Annotated in this window: 18 protein-coding genes; 13 read left to right on the forward strand and 5 right to left on the reverse strand. The window is 71.5% G+C overall.

Annotated features, from left to right (window positions below; translation table 11 throughout):
• Complete coding sequence (locus tag OG289_RS42405) at positions 1–132, reverse strand: LPFR motif small protein (protein ID WP_327319321.1); 132 nt, start codon at positions 130–132, stop codon at positions 1–3.
• 202 nt (positions 133–334) lie between these two features.
• A complete protein-coding gene (locus tag OG289_RS42410; protein ID WP_327319322.1) occupies positions 335–1,084 on the reverse strand; it encodes an enoyl-CoA hydratase/isomerase family protein in 750 nt (249 codons plus the stop codon).
• A 299-nt stretch (positions 1,085–1,383) separates the two neighbouring features.
• Between OG289_RS42410 and OG289_RS42415 the strand changes: the two genes are divergently transcribed.
• The gene (locus tag OG289_RS42415) at positions 1,384–1,902 is read left to right on the forward strand and encodes an ATP-binding protein (protein ID WP_327320969.1); all 519 of its coding nucleotides are present in this window, start codon (positions 1,384–1,386) and stop codon (positions 1,900–1,902) included.
• Between the two features lie 3 nt (positions 1,903–1,905).
• On the opposite strand, the gene idi is transcribed toward OG289_RS42415, so the two are convergent.
• The 3 genes from idi to galE form a co-directional block, all read right to left on the reverse strand.
• The gene (gene idi, locus OG289_RS42420; protein ID WP_327319323.1) at positions 1,906–2,499 is read right to left on the reverse strand and encodes an isopentenyl-diphosphate Delta-isomerase; all 594 of its coding nucleotides are present in this window, start codon (positions 2,497–2,499) and stop codon (positions 1,906–1,908) included.
• A 191-nt stretch (positions 2,500–2,690) separates the two neighbouring features.
• Complete coding sequence (locus OG289_RS42425) at positions 2,691–3,626, reverse strand: cation diffusion facilitator family transporter (protein WP_327319324.1); 936 nt, start codon at positions 3,624–3,626, stop codon at positions 2,691–2,693.
• A 160-nt stretch (positions 3,627–3,786) separates the two neighbouring features.
• Positions 3,787–4,755 (reverse strand): UDP-glucose 4-epimerase GalE, encoded by a 969-nt coding sequence (galE, locus tag OG289_RS42430; protein ID WP_327319325.1) that lies wholly within the window; start codon positions 4,753–4,755, stop codon positions 3,787–3,789.
• A gap of 334 nt (positions 4,756–5,089) precedes the next feature.
• On the opposite strand from galE, the gene OG289_RS42435 reads away from it, so the two are divergent.
• From OG289_RS42435 to OG289_RS42485, 12 genes are all read left to right on the forward strand, one after another.
• Positions 5,090–6,892 carry a DUF5941 domain-containing protein gene (locus OG289_RS42435; RefSeq protein WP_327319326.1) on the forward strand — a complete coding sequence of 601 codons (1,803 nt, stop codon included), beginning with the start codon at positions 5,090–5,092 and terminating at the stop codon, positions 6,890–6,892.
• A complete protein-coding gene (locus OG289_RS42440) occupies positions 6,889–7,641 on the forward strand; it encodes a phosphocholine cytidylyltransferase family protein (RefSeq protein ID WP_327319327.1) in 753 nt (250 codons plus the stop codon). Before OG289_RS42435 ends, OG289_RS42440 begins: the two co-directional genes overlap by 4 nt.
• The gene (locus tag OG289_RS42445) at positions 7,629–8,690 is read left to right on the forward strand and encodes an iron-containing alcohol dehydrogenase family protein (protein ID WP_327319328.1); all 1,062 of its coding nucleotides are present in this window, start codon (positions 7,629–7,631) and stop codon (positions 8,688–8,690) included. Before OG289_RS42440 ends, OG289_RS42445 begins: the two co-directional genes overlap by 13 nt.
• Positions 8,668–9,447 carry a CDP-alcohol phosphatidyltransferase family protein gene (locus OG289_RS42450; protein ID WP_327319329.1) on the forward strand — a complete coding sequence of 260 codons (780 nt, stop codon included), beginning with the start codon at positions 8,668–8,670 and terminating at the stop codon, positions 9,445–9,447. Before OG289_RS42445 ends, OG289_RS42450 begins: the two co-directional genes overlap by 23 nt.
• A 35-nt stretch (positions 9,448–9,482) precedes the next feature.
• On the forward strand, positions 9,483–10,328 hold the full coding sequence (locus tag OG289_RS42455; protein ID WP_442819125.1) for a glycosyltransferase family 2 protein: 846 nt from the start codon (positions 9,483–9,485) through the stop codon (positions 10,326–10,328).
• 97 nt (positions 10,329–10,425) lie between these two features.
• Positions 10,426–11,355 carry an ABC transporter permease gene (locus tag OG289_RS42460; protein WP_327319331.1) on the forward strand — a complete coding sequence of 310 codons (930 nt, stop codon included), beginning with the start codon at positions 10,426–10,428 and terminating at the stop codon, positions 11,353–11,355.
• The gene (locus tag OG289_RS42465; protein WP_327319332.1) at positions 11,348–12,142 is read left to right on the forward strand and encodes an ABC transporter ATP-binding protein; all 795 of its coding nucleotides are present in this window, start codon (positions 11,348–11,350) and stop codon (positions 12,140–12,142) included. The genes OG289_RS42460 and OG289_RS42465 overlap by 8 nt, the downstream gene beginning before the upstream one ends.
• Before the next feature lie 358 nt (positions 12,143–12,500).
• On the forward strand, positions 12,501–13,412 hold the full coding sequence (hpnC, locus tag OG289_RS42470; RefSeq protein ID WP_327319333.1) for a squalene synthase HpnC: 912 nt from the start codon (positions 12,501–12,503) through the stop codon (positions 13,410–13,412).
• Positions 13,409–14,359: a presqualene diphosphate synthase HpnD gene (hpnD, locus tag OG289_RS42475; RefSeq protein ID WP_327319334.1), complete on the forward strand. Its 951-nt coding sequence runs from the start codon at positions 13,409–13,411 to the stop codon at positions 14,357–14,359. Before hpnC ends, hpnD begins: the two co-directional genes overlap by 4 nt.
• Positions 14,359–14,511 (forward strand): DUF6380 family protein, encoded by a 153-nt coding sequence (locus OG289_RS49860; protein WP_442819033.1) that lies wholly within the window; start codon positions 14,359–14,361, stop codon positions 14,509–14,511. Before hpnD ends, OG289_RS49860 begins: the two co-directional genes overlap by 1 nt.
• The gene (gene hpnE, locus OG289_RS42480) at positions 14,508–15,929 is read left to right on the forward strand and encodes a hydroxysqualene dehydroxylase HpnE (protein ID WP_327319335.1); all 1,422 of its coding nucleotides are present in this window, start codon (positions 14,508–14,510) and stop codon (positions 15,927–15,929) included. Before OG289_RS49860 ends, hpnE begins: the two co-directional genes overlap by 4 nt.
• On the forward strand, positions 15,929–17,068 hold the full coding sequence (locus OG289_RS42485; protein WP_327319336.1) for a polyprenyl synthetase family protein: 1,140 nt from the start codon (positions 15,929–15,931) through the stop codon (positions 17,066–17,068). Before hpnE ends, OG289_RS42485 begins: the two co-directional genes overlap by 1 nt.
• The last annotated feature ends 57 nt before the right edge of the window (positions 17,069–17,125 follow it).

Consider the following 17,125-nt stretch of genomic DNA (forward strand, 5'->3'; position numbering starts at 1 on the left):
TCAGGCCCTGCGGCCGTGCGCGGAGCCGGAGGCTCCGCCGAACAGCCGGGCCAGGGCCCGGAACGGCAGGGTCACCACGGTGGCCACCGCCGAACCGATCTGCCGCAACACGTCCGCGATCGCACGGAACACGTACGTCCCCTTCCACTCGGTTCCCCTCGGGCTCGCCTCGGGCGTCCCTCGGGCTGTCCTGGACACCCCGGGTACCGTGCGCCCGGCCGTCCATGCGCGGGTCGCCCCCACCCGGCCGTCGGACGAGTCCCGCACGCGCGCGTGCGACCCGCGCACGCCGCTCATCCCGTGCGGCGAGGGGCCCCGCACGCCCGCAACCGGGTCAGCCGGACGTGGTCCAGGTGAAGCGCGGCTCCCTGCGCTCCAGGAACGCGGTGATGCCCTCCGCGGTGTCGCCGCTGCCGCGCGCCTGCGCGTGCCAGTGGGCGTCCCGGTCCGTGTGCCCGTTCGCGAACTCCTTCGCGGCGGCCTGCGTCAGCTGCGAGCGGGACACCAGGACTCGCGTGAACTCCCCGACACGCTTCTCGAGTTCGTCCGCGGGCCGCACCTCGTCGACCAGCCCCGTGCGCAGCGCCCGCTCCGTGTCGATCAACTCGCCGGAGAACAAGAGGTACTTGGTGGCGGCCGGACCCACCAGGGACATCAACCTCCGGGTGGAGGAGGACGGGTAGACGATCCCGAGCTTCGCCGGCGTCACCCCGAACAGCGCGCCCTCCTCGGCGAACCGCAGGTCGCACGCCGCCGCGAGCTGCGTGCCACCGCCGACGCAGTGCCCCCGGATCGCCGCCAGCGTCGGCTTGGGGAACGCGGCGAGGGCGTCCTCGGCGCGCTTCGCCAGCGTCTGCGTCTCGTCCGGCGCGTCCTGGAGCGTGGAGATGTCGGCCCCCGCGCAGAAGGTCCCGCCCGCGCCGGTCAGCACCAGTGCCCGTACACCGGGATCGGCGGCCAGGGCGTCCAGCAACGGGGGCAGCGCCGCCCACATCGCGGCCGTCATGGCGTTGCGCTTCGCGGGATGGTGCAGGACGACGGTGGCAACGGCGTCGGTGACGCCGTGCAGCAGTGCGGGCTCCATGCCCCGGATGCTAACCACCGGGTTTCCCGGGTGGTCGGGGTGGACGGCGTGAGAGAGCCGACACCGGTGGCAAAGCCACCCCAAAGGGGAGGGCCGGCGCCGCCGAACCCGTACAACCCGAAGAGTGCGCGAAGGCGGCGCGAAGATGGCAGAAACAGTCATGCGGTCGACCGGGTCATCCACTGGTGGTCGGAAACGCTCGATAACTGCTGACTTCTGTTCAGTCATCCGGGGGAAAGCGCCTCGTTACCAACACTCGACGTGTGGTGACAATCGAGCGCGAGGGTGGCGACCGGACGATGGACGATCACGGGCGCGGGCCCGACCCACGCCCAGAGGGCGGCCCGGGCGGACCTCCCGATTCCCCTCGGGAAGCCGTGCCGCAACCGTTGCCCTACGAAGGCGTCTGGCGGTTCACCGCGGCTGCCGTGGACGCCTCCGTCCCGCAGGCGCGACACGCGGTGCGGGACCTGCTGTACCGCCAGGGCGTGCCCGTCTCGGACGACCTGGCCCAGGGGCTGCTGCTGATCGTCTCCGAGCTGGTGACCAACGCCGTCCGGCACGCGGCGCTGCTGTCGCCTGTGCTCGCGGTGGAGATCGCCGTCGGAGCCGAGTGGGTGCGGGTGTCCGTGGAGGACAACCACCCCTACCGCCCGACCGCCCTGGAGGCCGACCACGGCCGGACGGGCGGCCGGGGACTGCTCCTGGTGCGGGAGATCACCAGGGAGGCGGGCGGGGTGTGCGACGTCGAGCACACGGCGAGCGGCGGCAAGGTGATCTGGGCCGCCCTGCCGCTCAAACCCCTGCGGGTGCCCTGAGGATCACCAGCCGGCCGAGGGACCCGTCAGCTCCCTGACCGCCGGCCGCGCCGCGTCCAGCACGGTCATGAACCAGGAGGAGAAGGCGTCCTTCGCATGCCGTTCCGCCAGTTCGCCGGGCGTCACGAAGGCCGTGGTGCCGACCTCGTCCGCGTCCGGCCGCAGCGGGGACTGCACCAGCCCGACGAACAGGTGGTTGTACTCCTGCTCCACCAGGCCCGAGTCCGGGTCCGGGTGGTTGTAGCGGATGGTGCCCGCCTCGGCGAGCAGCGACGGGGAGACGCCCAGCTCCTCGAAGGTGCGCCGCGCGGCCGCCGCGAACGGCGCCTCACCGGGGTAGGGGTGCCCGCAGCAGGTGTTGGACCACACGCCGGGGGAGTGGTACTTGCCCAGTGCCCGCTGCTGGAGCAGCAGTCGGCCCCGCTCGTCGAAGAGGAACACGGAGAAGGCGCGGTGCAGCTGTCCTGGCGGCTGATGGGCGGCGAGCTTCTCCGCGGTGCCGATCGTGACGCCGTTCTCGTCGACCAGCTCCAGCAAGATCGCGTCCGCGGTGCCGTTCGACGAGTTGTGTGTCGCGGTGGCAGGTGTGATCGGCATACCCATCCTTAGCATCGGTCCTCGCATCCCCAGTCTGCCGTACGCGTCCGGCACCACCGGCACTTCGCGCGAAAGCGCGCATGTCCCGCGCGCGGCAAGGGGATCCAGTAGGTGATCTTGCCCGGCGCCGGGCGTGGGGAACCGCCCGGAACGTGTGTACGGATCACGCGGTGGGCGCGACGGGTGCACGCTCAGTGACAGAGCCGCGCCTCGTGCTCCGCGTGCCCGCTCGGCTCCAGCTGGAAGGTGCAGTGCTCCACGTCGAAGTGGTGCCCCAGGCAGCCCTGGAGCTCGTGCAGCAGCTTCTCGTGGCCGATCGCGTTCAGCACGTCCGAGCGCACCACCACGTGCGCCGACAGCACCGGCATGCCGGAGGTGATCGTCCAGGCGTGCAGATCGTGGACGTCCTCCACCCCGTCCAGAGCGAGGATGTGGGACCGCACCTGCGCCATGTCGACGTCCTTGGGGGCCGACTCCAGCAGCACGTCGAGGGTCTCGCGCAGCAGCTTCACCGTCCTCGGCACGATCATCAGGCCGATGACGAGCGAGGCGATCGGGTCGGCGGTCAGCCAGCCGGTGGTGAGGATCACCACCGCCGAGATCAGCACCGCCACCGAGCCCAGCGCGTCCGCTGCCACCTCCAGGAACGCCCCGCGCACGTTCAGGCTCTCCGCCTGGCCGCGCATCAGCAGCGTGAGCGAGATCATGTTCGCGACCAGGCCGATCGCGCCGAACCAGATCATCAGCCCGCCCTCGGTGGCGGCCGGCGTGAAGAACCGCTGGACCGCCTCGTACAGGACGTAGCCGCCCACACCGAGCAGCAGCAGACAGTTGGCGAGGGCCGCCAGTATCTCGGCGCGGGCCAGCCCGAAGGTGCGGGTCGCGCTCGGCGGCCGGCCCGCGAAGTGGATGGCGAGCAGCGCCATGCCCAGGCCCAGCGCGTCCGTCGCCATGTGGGCCGCGTCCGCGATCAGCGCGAGGGAGTCGGCGAGCACCCCGCCGATGATCTCGACCACCATGACGCCGAGCGTGATCGACAGCGTCACGCGCAGTCTGCCGCGGTACGCCGCGGCGGCCGTGCCGGTGGTCGGCGCGTGCGTGTGGCCGTGGTCGTGCCCAGCCCCCATGGAAGCAGCCCTTCTGTGGTCCGTCGCGGCCCGTCGTGTTCTGCCCGGGCTCACAGTGAACTACGGGTGGGGGGTATCCGGCAACGCGGTACTGAACACCGTTGTCATATGCCCTGACCTGCGGAAACGAACCGCAGGTCAGGGCGCCCTCACCTGCTGCTCAGGAGTGGTGCAGCCGCCAGCCCCGCCACGCCGAGTCGACCATCTCGCGCACGTCCCGCCGGGCCGTCCACCCCAGTTCGCGGGCGGCCAGCTCCGCCGAGGCCACGGCGCGCGGCGCGTCCCCGGGCCTGCGCCCCTCGACGACCGCCGGCCGGGTGTCGCCGGTGACCTCGCCGATGAGGGTGACCAGCTCGCGTACCGAGACGCCCTCGCCCCGGCCGATGTTCACCGTCAGATCGCCCGCCGCGTCCGGCGCCGTCAGCCGCCGGGCCGCCGCCAGATGCGCCTCGGCCAGGTCGGCGACGTGGATGTAGTCACGGACGCAGGTGCCGTCCGGCGTCGGGTAGTCGTCGCCGAAGATCCGCGGGGCCTCGCCCCGGGTGAGCCGGTCGAAGACCATCGGGACGATGTTGAAGACGCCGGTGTCGGCCAGTTCCGGCGCCGCCGCCCCGGCCACGTTGAAGTACCGCAGGCACGTCGTCGTGATGCCGTGCGCCTGCCCCGCCGCCCGGACCAGCCACTCCCCGGCGAGCTTGGTCTCGCCGTACGGGTTCACCGGGGCGCACGGGGTGTCCTCCGTGATGAGGTCCACGTCCGGGTTGCCGTAGACGGCCGCGGAGGAGGAGAAGAGGAACCGTCGCACCCCGCCTTCGGCGACCGCGTCGAGGAGGGTGGCCAGACCGCCCACGTTCTCCCGGTAGTAGCGGGTGGGCCGCGCCACGGACTCGGCGACCTGCTTGTGGGCGGCCAGGTGCACCACGCCCGTCACGGAGTGCTCGGCGAGGACCCGCTCGACCAGGCCGGCGTCGAGGGCCGAGCCCTTCACGAGCGACACGTCCGGCCCGAGCCGCGCGGCGGCGCCCGTGGAGAGGTCGTCCAGGACGACGACGCGCTCCCCGGCCCGGGTCATGGCCCGTGCCACATGCGCCCCTATGTATCCGGCTCCGCCGGTGATCAGCCACGTCATGTCTGTAGACCCTATGCCGACCGTTGTCGGCGCTCGGGTCCGGCGGGCTATGTCCCGGATGTCGGCTCTGTGGGGCGCGGTTTGTCGGCCGGGCCGCCGATCACCGATGATGATCTCGGCAAAGGCCGGTTCAAGCCGGGTTCAAGCCGGGCTGTCGGACCTCGTCGATCGTGCCTGAACGGGCGGTGAACACGGCCTTCCCGGCATCCGATAGCCTCTGCCGACATGCCGCCCGCCTGGTGCAGCCACTGGTGAAGTCGCCGGTGCAGCCAAGGGGCGCCCCCATCGTGTACATGACCGGCGTGAACGCGCCGGACCCAGGGAGTGAGTTCGGTTGCCGACCGCCATCCTCACCGGCTCGCCGGTCCCCGGATCGTCGATCGAGGGCGACCTGCGGTCCCTCGGCTTCGACGTGCGGACCGCCTCCGACGCCGGTGACGCCGAGACCCTCCTCGCGGCCGTCCCCGGTGACCAGCGCGTCGCCGTGGTGGACGCCCGCTTCGTGGGCCACGAGCACGCGCTGCGCCTCGGCCTCACCGACCCCCGCTTCCCGCTCGCCGCGATCCCGGGCGCGGTGACCGCCCAGCCGGCCGGCCGCCAGGCCCTGACCCGGGCGATGGCCCGGGAGAACTCCGCGAGCGGTGGCACCGTACTCGCCGTCGGCAGCCTCGCCGACCGCGTCGTCACCGCCCTCGACGCCGACGGCGTCGACGTGCACCGCCCCGAGCTGGGCAGCCTGGTCGCGGAGGTCCCCGCCGACCCGCAGGCCCGCAACGAGGCACGGCAGGCCGTCGCCGCCGTCGACGACGAGGCCGTCCGCCTGAAGTCGGCCGTGAAGGCCCGCGACGGCTTCTTCACCACCTTCTTCATCAGCCCGTACTCGCGCTACGTCGCGCGCTGGTGCGCCCGCCGTGGCCTCACCCCGAACCAGGTCACCACCGCCTCGCTGATCACCGCGCTGATCGCGGCGGCCTGCGCGGCCACCGGCACCCGGGGCGGGTTCGTCGCGGCGGGCGTGCTGCTGATCGCGTCCTTCGTCCTGGACTGCACCGACGGCCAGCTCGCCCGCTACTCCCTGCAGTACTCCACGCTCGGCGCCTGGCTCGACGCCACCTTCGACCGTGCCAAGGAGTACGCCTACTACGCCGGCCTCGCGCTCGGAGCGGCCCGCGGCGGCGACGACGTATGGGCCCTCGCCCTGGGCGCCATGGTCCTGCAGACCTGCCGACACGTCGTGGACTTCTCCTTCAACGAGGCCAACCACGACGCCACCGCCAACACCAGCCCCACCGCCGCCCTCTCCGACAAGCTCGACAGCGTCGGCTGGACGGTCTGGGTGCGCCGGATGATAGTGCTGCCCATCGGCGAACGATGGGCCATGATCGCCGTCCTCACCGCGGCCACCACCCCCCGCATCACCTTCTACGCGCTCCTCATCGGCTGCGCCTTCGCGGCGACCTACACCACGGCGGGGCGTGTGCTGCGCTCGCTGACCCGCAAGGCCAGGCGCACGGACCGGGCGGCCCAGGCGCTGGCGGACCTCGCGGACAACGGGCCCCTGACCGAGTTGCTCGTGCGGTTCCTGCCGGGCCCGCCCCGTGTCACGGGGCCGCTCAGCGCCGCCGTCGGTGGCGTCATGGTGACGCTCGGGGCCTGGCTGTGGGGACCGAGCTGGTGGGTCGTGCTGATGGCCGGCGCCTATGTCCTGCTGTCCGCCGAAGCCGTCGCCCACCCCCTCAAGGGCGCCCTCGACTGGCTGATCCCCCCCTTCTTCCGTGCCGCCGAGTACGGCACCGTGCTGATCCTGGCGGCCAAGGCGGACGTGAACGGGGCGCTTCCCGCCGCTTTCGGTCTGGTTGCCGCCGTCGCCTACCATCACTACGACACGGTGTACCGCATCCGCGGCAATGCCGGAGCGCCGCCGGCCTGGCTGGTGCGCGCCATCGGGGGGCAGGACGGGCGGACGCTGCTCGTGGCCGTGCTGGCCGCGCTGCTCACCGCCTCGCAGTTCCCGGTCGCGCTCGCGGTCCTCGCCGTGGCCGTCGCCGTGGTGGTGCTCATGGAGAGCATCCGCTTCTGGGTGGCTGCCCACAAGGGCGGCGCTCCCGCCGTACACGATGAAGGAGAACCCGCATGATCGGCCTCGTGCTGGCGGCCGGCGCCGGACGCCGTCTGCGCCCCTACACCGACAGCCTGCCCAAGGCACTGGTGCCGGTGGGGCCCGCGGGCATAGAGGGCGAACCCACGGTCCTGGACCTGACGCTCGGCAACTTCGCCGAGATCGGTCTGACCGAGGTCGCGGTCATCGTCGGCTACCGCAAGGAGGCCGTGTACGAGCGCAAGGCGGCCCTGGAGGCGAAGTACGGCCTCAAGCTGACCCTCATCGACAACGACAAGGCCGAGGAGTGGAACAACGCCTACTCCCTGTGGTGCGGCCGTGACGCCCTCAAGGACGGTGTGATCCTCGCCAACGGCGACACCGTGCACCCGGTCTCCGTCGAGAAGACGCTGCTGGCCGCCCGCGGCGACGGCAGGCAGATCATCCTCGCGATCGACACCGTGAAGTCCCTCGCGGACGAGGAGATGAAGGTCGTCGTCGACCCCGACATGGGTGTCCAGAGGATCACCAAGCTGATGGACCCGGCCGAGGCCACCGGCGAGTACATCGGTGTCACCCTCATCGAGGGCGACGCCGCCCCCGAGCTGGCCGAGGCGCTCAAGACCGTGTGGGAGGCCGACCCGCAGCAGTTCTACGAGCACGGCTACCAGGAGCTCGTCAACGGAGGCTTCCGCATCGACGTGGCGCCGATCGGCGACGTCAAGTGGGTCGAGATCGACAACCACGACGATCTCGCCCGTGGACGGGAGATCGCGTGTCAGTACTGACCCGGCTGATCCCGTCGCCGGTCGTCGTCGACATCCGCCCGGGTGCCCTCGACGATCTCGTCGGGGTCCTCGCCGACGAGCGCATCTCGCACTCGGGCAAGCTCGCGATCGCCGTCAGCGGCGGCTCGGGCGCCCGGCTGCGCGAGCGCCTCACCCCGGCCCTGCCCGGTGCCACCTGGTACGAGGTCGGCGGCGGCACCATCGACGACGCCGTCCGGCTGGCGAGCGACATAAAGGCCGGCCACTACGACGCGGTCGTGGGCCTCGGCGGCGGCAAGATCATCGACTGCGCCAAGTTCGCTGCGGCGCGCGTCGGCCTGTCCCTCGTCGCCGTACCGACGAACCTCGCGCACGACGGCCTGTGCTCGCCCGTCGCCACCCTCGACAACGACGCGGGCCGCGGTTCCTACGGGGTCCCGACTCCGATCGCGGTCGTCATCGATCTCGACGTCATCCGGGAGGCCCCGGTGCGGTTCGTGCGCGCCGGCATCGGCGACGCGGTGTCGAACATCTCGGCCATCGCCGACTGGGAGCTCGCCAACCGGGTCAAGGGCGAGAAGATCGACGGCCTCGCCGCCGCGATCGCCCGCCAGGCCGGCGAGGCGGTCCTCAGGCACCCGGGCGGCATCGGGGACACCGACTTCCTCCAGGTGCTGGCCGAGGCGCTGGTGCTCAGCGGCATCGCCATGTCGGTGTCGGGCGACTCCCGCCCGTCCTCCGGCGCGTGCCACGAGATCAACCACGCCTTCGACCTGCTCTTCCCCAAGCGGGCGGCCGCCCACGGCGAGCAGTGCGGACTCGGCGCGGCCTTCGCGATGTACCTGCGCGGAGCCCACGAGCAGTCGGCCCACATGGCCCAGGTGCTGCGCCGGCACGGACTGCCGGTCCTGCCCGAGGAGATCGGCTTCACGGTGGACGAGTTCGTCCGCGCCGTGGAGTTCGCTCCCGAGACCCGGCCCGGCCGCTACACGATCCTCGAACACCTCGACCTCAAGACCGAACAGATCAAGGACATCTACGCCGACTATGTCAAGGCCATCGGTAGCTGAACTCAGACCGGTCGTCCACCCTCCGGGGGTGAAGGACCGGCGCAGCGGTGAGCACTGGATGGGACGCCTCTACATGCGTGAGGTGTCCCTGCGGGTCGACCGCTACCTGGTCGACACCAGGGTCACGCCCAACCAGCTCACGTACCTGATGACCGTCTTCGGAGTACTGGCGGCCCCGGCCCTGCTGGTGCCGGGGATCACGGGTGCCGTGCTCGGCGTGGTGTGCGTCCAGATGTACCTGCTGCTGGACTGCGTGGACGGCGAGGTCGCCCGCTGGAAGAAGCAGTACTCGCTCGGCGGGGTCTACCTGGACCGGGTCGGGGCGTATCTCACCGACGCCGCCGTCCTGGTCGGCTTCGGGCTGCGCGCCGCCGACCTGTGGGGCAGCGGCCGGATCGACTGGCTGTGGGCCTTCCTCGGCACGCTGGCCGCGCTCGGCGCGATCCTGATCAAGGCCGAGACCGACCTCGTCGGCGTCGCCCGCCACCAGGGCGGCCTGCCGCCGGTCAAGGAGTCGGCGTCCGAACCGCGTTCCTCCGGCATGGCGCTGGCCCGCCGGGCCGCCTCGGCGCTCAAGTTCCACCGGCTGATCCTCGGCATCGAGGCGTCCCTGCTGATCCTGGTCCTGGCGGTCGTCGACCAGGTGCGCGGCGACCTGTTCTTCACCCGGCTCGGCGTCGCCGTACTGGCCGGCATCGCGCTGCTGCAGACTCTGCTGCACCTGGTGTCCATCCTCGTGTCGAGCAGGCTGAAGTGAGCGCGCGCATAACGGTCGGCGCGGTCGTCATCACCATGGGCAACCGCCCCGACGAGCTGAGAGCCCTGCTCGACTCGGTCGCCAAGCAGGACGGTGACCGGGTCGAGGTGGTCGTGGTCGGCAACGGCTCGCCCGTCCCGGACGTCCCCGAGGGCGTGCGCACGGTCGAACTGCCCGACAACCTCGGCATCCCCGGCGGCCGCAACGTCGGCATCGAGGCCTTCGGCCCCAGCGGCCGTGACGTCGACGTCCTGCTGTTCCTGGACGACGACGGCCTCCTCGCCCACCACGACACGGCCGAGCTGTGCCGCCGGGCCTTCGACGCCGATCCGAAGCTGGGCATCATCAGCTTCCGGATCGCCGACCCGGACACCGGTGTCACCCAGCGCCGCCACGTACCCCGGCTGCGCGCCTCCGACCCGATGCGCTCCTCGCGGGTCACCACCTTTCTCGGCGGCGCCAACGCCGTCCGCACGAAGGTCTTCGCGGAGGTCGGCGGACTCCCGGACGAGTTCTTCTACGCCCACGAGGAGACCGACCTGGCCTGGCGGGCCCTCGACGCCGGTTGGATGATCGACTACCGGTCCGACATGGTGCTGTACCACCCGACGACCGCCCCCTCGCGGCACGCCGTGTACCACCGCATGGTCGCCCGCAACCGCGTCTGGCTGGCCCGCCGCAACCTTCCCGCCCCGCTGGTCCCGGTCTACCTCGGCGTCTGGCTGCTGCTCACGCTGGCGCGCCGCCCCTCGGGCTCCGCGCTGAAGGCCTGGTTCGGCGGTTTCCGGGAAGGCTGGAACACTCCGTGCGGACCGCGCAGGCCCATGAAGTGGCGCACGGTCTGGCGGCTGACCCGACTGGGCCGGCCCCCGGTGATCTGACAAGCTCGTCCCTGAGGCACCCGGGTCGTACCACGGGCCCGCCGGCTCATGCCAGCCCGTCAAGGCTGCGCATCCCGAAGACGAAAGTTTCCTACTTGTGAGTGAGACAACGCATGACGTCGGAGGCCTGGTGAGTGCGCTTCCGTCGCCCGACGAAGGCCTCACGGCGGCGCAGCTCGCGGCCAGGTACGGGCTGGCCGTGAGCGGTGCACGCCCCCCGCTGCGGGAGTACGTCCGCCAGCTCTGGGGGCGCCGCCACTTCATCCTGGCGTTCTCCCAGGCGAAGGTGGCCGCGCAGTACAGCCAGGCCAAGCTCGGCCAGCTGTGGCAGGTGGCCACTCCGCTGCTGAACGCGGCGGTGTACTTCATGATCTTCGGCGTGCTGCTCGACGCCAGCAGGGGAATGTCCAAGGAGGTCTACATCCCCTTCCTGGTCACGGGCGTCTTCGTGTTCACCTTCACGCAGACCTCGGTGATGAGCGGTGTCCGCGCGATCTCCGGCAACCTCGGACTGGTCCGCGCCCTGCACTTCCCGCGCGCCTCGCTGCCGATCTCCTTCGCCCTCCAGCAGCTCCAGCAGCTGCTGTACTCGATGCTCGTGCTGTTCCTGGTGGTCATCGGCATGGGCAGCTACCCGGACCTGTCCTGGGCGCTGATCGTCCCGGTGCTCGCCCTGCAGTTCTGCTTCAACACCGGCCTGGCGCTGGTCTTCGCCCGGGCCGGCGCGAAGACCCCGGACCTGGCGCAGCTGATGCCGTTCGTGATGCGGACGTGGATGTACGCCTCCGGCGTGATGTTCTCCATCCCGGTCTTCCTCGCGGACAAGCCGCAGTGGGCGGCGAGCATCCTCCAGTGGAACCCGGCCGCCATCTACATGGACCTGATGCGCTTCGCGCTCATCGAGGAGTACGGCGCCGAGAACCTGCCCGACCACGTCTGGGCCGTCGCGGGCGGCTGGGCCGCGCTGCTCGCCGTCGGCGGCTTCGTGTACTTCTGGAGGGCGGAGGAGAGGTACGGCCGTGGTTGAGCCACTCCAGGGGCAGCGCACGGGACAGCGGGTCCCGACCGTCATCGCCGACAAGGTCCACATCGTCTACCGGGTCCACGGTGCCAAGGCCGCCAAGGGAAGCGCCACGGCGGCCCTCAGCCGGATCGTCAAGCGCGGCGGCGAGGAACGCGGTGTGCGCAAGGTGCACGCGGTGCGGGGCGTCTCCTTCGTCGCCCACCGCGGCGAGGCCATCGGCCTGATCGGCTCCAACGGCTCCGGCAAGTCCACGCTGCTGCGTGCCATCGCCGGCCTGCTCCCACCGGAGAGCGGCAGGGTCTACACCGACGGCCAGCCCTCGCTGCTCGGCGTCAACGCGGCCCTGATGAACGACCTCACCGGCGAGCGCAACGTCACCCTCGGCGGCCTGGCCATGGGCATGTCCCGTGAGCAGATCAAGCAGCGCTACCAGGAGATCGTCGACTTCTCCGGCATCAACGAGAAGGGCGACTTCATCTCCCTGCCGATGCGCACCTACTCCTCCGGCATGCAGGCCCGGCTGCGCTTCTCGATCGCCGCCGCCAAGGACCACGACGTCCTGATGATCGACGAGGCGCTGGCCACCGGCGACGCGAAGTTCCGGGGGCGCTCCGAGGAACGCATCCGGGAGCTGCGCCGGCAGGCCGGTACGGTGTTCCTGGTCAGCCACAGCAACAAGTCGATCAGGGACACCTGCGACCGCGTGCTGTGGCTGGAACGCGGCGAACTGCGCCTGGACGGCCCGACCGACGAGGTCCTCAAGGAGTACGAGAAGTTCTCGGCCAGGTAGGGCGATGCGACCAGGGCCCCGCCGGAACTTCCCGGCGGGGCCCTGCGTCTGCAAAGGAAACGTCAACTCCGGGTCGCCTTAGGAATCTTGACGCCAATCGGTGTGTTGTTGTGATGTGCAGGACACCCCCGCGAACCGCCCTGCGTTGTACAACGTAAGCTGGACCGGTCCCGAAACGCGTCAAGTGGGGCGATAATGCGCAGCGTCCATGGTCGGGCAGGCGTGCGCGTGGCCGGGCGGCGTGTCCGAAATAGTGCGTATTGGGTCCGCAGTGTAGAACGGGAGATGTGACGGCAATGGCTACGGAGACTCCCCAGCTCAGCGCAGGCCGTGCCGTCCCGGCCCCGGGCGGTCGACGATGACGGCGCCTGTCGCGCCACCCACCGGCGACCCGGAGCGCGGCACGCTCGACAAGGCCGCCGACGAGAACTTCCCCGTGGCCCCGTTCTTTCTGCCCAGGGCCTGGCGCGACGACCTGACCGCCGTGTACGGCTTCGCCCGGCTCGTCGACGACATCGGCGACGGCGACCTCGCCCCGGGCGGCGCCGACGCCCACCTGCTCGGCGTGCCGGCCGTCGAGGCCGAGAACCGCCTGCTCCTGCTGGACGCCTTCGAGGCCGACCTGCATCGTGTTTTCGACGGGTTCGACGGCGCGCCCCGCCATCCCCTGCTGCGCCGCCTCCAGCCCACGGTCCGCCGCCGCTCGCTCACCCCCGAGCCCTTCCTCGGCCTGATCGCCGCCAACCGGCAGGACCAGCTCGTCACCCGCTACGAGACCTACGACGACCTCCTCGCCTACTGCGAACTGTCCGCCAACCCCGTCGGCCGTCTCGTCCTGGCCGTCACCGGCACCTCGACCCCCGAGCGCGTGCGCCGCTCCGACGCCATCTGTACCGCGCTGCAGATCGTCGAACACCTTCAGGACGTGACCGAGGACCTCGGTCGCGACCGCGTCTACCTGCCCGCCACGGACATGAAGCGCTTTCACGTCCAGGAGGCGGATCTCGCCACGAAAACCGCGGGCGCGTCGGTGCGCGCACTGGTCGCGTACGAAGCGCAACGCGCCCGCGATCTCCTGAGTGAAGGCGCCCCCCTGGTGGGTAGCGTCCACGGCAGGCTGAGACTGCTGCTCGCGGGGTTCGTGGCGGGGGGGAGGGCGGCGATCCGCGCGATCGCCGCCGCTGATTACGACGTACTTCCCGGCCCGCCCAAGCCCGGCAAGCTCCAGTTGCTGCGCGAGGTGGGCGTGACCCTGCGAGGAGAGGGGTGATCCGGACCGTGGAGTCGTCACCGCACGTGTCCGCGCCGGTACTCGCCGCCTACAGCTATTGCGAGGCCGTCACCGGGCAGCAGGCCCGTAACTTCGCGTACGGCATCAGGCTGCTGCCCACGCCCAAGCGCCGCGCGATGTCGGCGCTGTACGCCTTCTCGCGCCGCGTCGACGACATCGGCGACGGCGCGCTGGACGGCGACGTGAAGACCGCCCGGCTCGAGGACACCCGGGCGCTGCTCACCCGGGTCCGCGAGGGCGAGATCGAGGAGGACGACACCGACCCCGTCGCGGTCGCCCTCGCGCACACGGCCCAGGCCTTCCCGGTCCCGCTGGGCGGCCTGGACGAGCTGATCGACGGCGTGCTGATGGACGTGCGCGGCGAGACGTACGAGACCTGGGACGACCTGAAGGCGTACTGCCGCTGTGTGGCGGGCGCCATCGGGCGGCTCTCGCTCGGCGTGTTCGGCACCGAACCGGGGGCGCGCGGCGCCGAACGCGCTCCGGAGTACGCCGACACACTCGGGCTCGCGCTCCAGCTCACCAACATCCTCAGAGACGTCCGCGAGGACGCGGAGGGCGGCCGGACCTATCTGCCCGCCGACGACCTCGCCAAGTTCGGCTGCTCGGCCGGGTTCGACGGGCCGAAGCCCCCGGAGGGCTCCGACTTCGTGGGTCTCGTGCACTTCGAGGTGCGACGGGCCCGCACTCTCTTCGCCGAGGGCTACCGGCTGCTGCCCATGCTCGACCGGCGCAGCGGCGCCTGCGTCGCCGCCATGGCCGGCATCTACCGCCGTCTCCTCGACCGCATCGAGCGCGACCCCGAGGCGGTACTGCGCGGCCGGGTCTCGCTGCCCGGGCGGGAGAAGGCCTACGTCGCCGTGCGCGGCCTGTCGGGCCTGGACGCCCGGCACGTGTCGCGGCAGACCGTCAGGAGGCGCACCTGATGGACGCGGCGAGCGACAAAGTGGGCCAAGGTGATTCCTCCGGAGAAAAGCGGCACGCAACCCTCCGGTCCGGCGCGGCGTCCCTGAGTGCGACGGCCTGCGGTGCAGAGTTCAAGCACCATGGCCGGCCTGCACGGGAGGGTGCACGATGAACGACGAGCAGCTCGCTGACGCCTCGGACGTGTCCGGTGGTTCACGGCGTACCGCCGTCGTCGTCGGGGGCGGGCTCGCCGGTGTCACCGCGGCGCTCGCGCTCGCCGACGCGGGCGTACGCGTCACCCTGCTCGAGGGCCGGCCCCGGCTCGGCGGCCTGGCCTTCTCCTTCCAGCGCGGCCAACTGACCGTCGACAACGGACAGCATGTGTACCTGCGCTGCTGCACCGCCTACCGCTGGTTCCTCGACCGCATCGAGGGCAGCGCGCTGGCGCCACTGCAGGACCGGCTCGACGTGCCCGTCGTCGACCTCGCCAAGCCCGAGGGGCGGCGGCTGGGCAGACTGCGGCGCGACGCGCTGCCCGTGCCGCTGCATCTGGGGCGCAGCCTCGCCACGTATCCGCACCTCTCGCTCGCCGAACGCGCCAGGGTGGGCCGGGCCGCGCTCGCGCTCAAGGGGCTCGACCTCGCCGACCCGACCCTGGACACACAGGACTTCGGCAACTGGCTGACCGCTCACGGTCAGTCGGCACGCGCCGTCGAGGCTCTGTGGGACCTGGTCGGGGTCGCCACTCTCAACGCGGTCGCGGGGGACTCCTCGCTGGGGCTCGCCGCGATGGTGTTCAAGACCGGTCTGCTGTCCGACCCGGGCGCCGCCGACATCGGCTGGGCGCATGTCCCGCTGGGCGAACTGCACGACCGGCTGGCGCGCAAGGCGCTCGAGTCCTCCGGCGTACGGGTCGAGGTCCGTTCACGCGTCACCTCCCTCTCTCCTGACGAAAACGGGACCTGGAGCGTTCAGGTTCCGGGCGAGACGCTCCGCGCGGACACGGTCGTGCTCGCCGTACCGCAGCGTGAGACCTACGACCTGCTCCCCGACGGCGCGCTCGACGACGCGGCGCGGCTGCTGGAGATCGAGACCGCGCCCATCCTCAACGTGCACGTCGTCTACGACCGCAAAGTGCTCGACAAGCCCTTCTTCGCGGCGCTCGGCACGCCCGTGCAGTGGGTCTTCGACCGCACCCACGCCTCCGGGCTGCGCGAGGGCCAGTACCTCGCCCTGTCCCAGTCCGCCGCGCACGGCGAGATCGACGCCCCCGTCGCCGCGCTGCGCGAGCGCTATCTGCCCGAGCTGGAACGGCTGCTGCCGGGCACGCGCGGCGCCGAGGTGCGGGACTTCTTCGTGACCCGGGAGCGCACGGCGACGTTCGCCCCCACCCCCGGCGTCGGGCGCCTCCGTCCCGGCGCCCGCACCAAAGCCCCCGGCCTGTACCTGGCCGGAGCGTGGACCGCCACAGGGTGGCCCGCGACCATGGAGAGTGCGGTCCGCAGCGGCGTGAGTGCGGCGGACGCCGCGCTGAGCGCCCTGGGCCGGCCCCGCCCCCGCCGCCTCTTCGACTTCGAGGAGGCCGCGTGATGCTCGATCAGCACGGCTCGGCACACCCCCGCACCCCCTCCGGTACCGCAACAAGAGGAGAAACTGTGCCCACTGTGCCCCCGGCCACGCCGGACGCTCACAGGACCGCGGTGGACGTGACCGCGCTCCTGGAGTGCGGCCGCACCCTGGCCACACCGGTGCTGCGGGCGGCCGTCGACCGGCTGGCTCCGCCCATGGACACGGTCGCCGCCTACCACTTCGGCTGGATCGACGCCCAGGGCAACCCCACCGACGGCGACGGCGGCAAGGCCGTCCGCCCCGCCCTCGCCGTGCTCTCCGCCGAGGTCACCGGGGCCGCTCCCGAGGTCGGCATCCCCGGCGCGGTCGCCGTCGAACTGGTCCACAACTTCTCCCTCCTGCACGACGACCTGATGGACGGCGACGAACAGCGCCGGCACCGCGACACCGTCTGGAAGGTGCACGGCCCCGCGCAGGCCATCCTGGTCGGCGACGCCCTGTTCGCCCTCGCCAACGAGATCCTCCTCGAACTCGGCACGGCCGAGGCCGGCCGGGCCACCCGCCGCCTGACCACCGCCACCCGCGCCCTGATCGACGGCCAGGCCCAGGACATCTCCTACGAGCACCGCGACCGCGTCAGCGTCGAGGAGTGCCTGGAGATGGAGGGCAACAAGACCGGCGCCCTGCTGGCCTGCGCCAGCTCGATCGGCGCCGTGCTCGGCGGCGCGGACGACCGCAGCGCCGATCGCCTGGAGAAGTACGGCTACCACCTCGGCCTGGCCTTCCAGGCCGTCGACGACCTCCTCGGCATCTGGGGCGACCCGGTCTCGACCGGCAAGCAGACCTGGAGCGACCTGCGCCAGCGCAAGAAGTCCCTGCCGGTCGTGGCCGCGCTCGCGGCGGGCGGTTCCGCCTCCGAGCGGCTCGGCGAGATCCTCGCCGCCGACGCCAAGAGCAGCGACTTCGAGAACTTCTCCGAGGAGGAGTTCGCGGCCCGTGCCGCCCTGATCGAGGAGGCCGGCGGCCGTGAGTGGACCGCCGAGGAGGCACGCCGTCAGCACACCATCGCCATCGAAGCCCTGAACGCCGTCGACATGCCCGAGCAGGTGCGGGCCCGGTTCACGGCGCTCGCCGACTTCGTCGTCGTACGAAAGAGATGATCACTATCGGTCGAATAGCCCTCGCGTAGTCGCCGGCCGGTGTGCGAGGAGTCAGAG

Origin of the sequence: Streptomyces sp. NBC_01235, assembly GCF_035989285.1 — a bacterium.
Classification (GTDB): Bacteria; Actinomycetota; Actinomycetes; order Streptomycetales; family Streptomycetaceae; genus Streptomyces.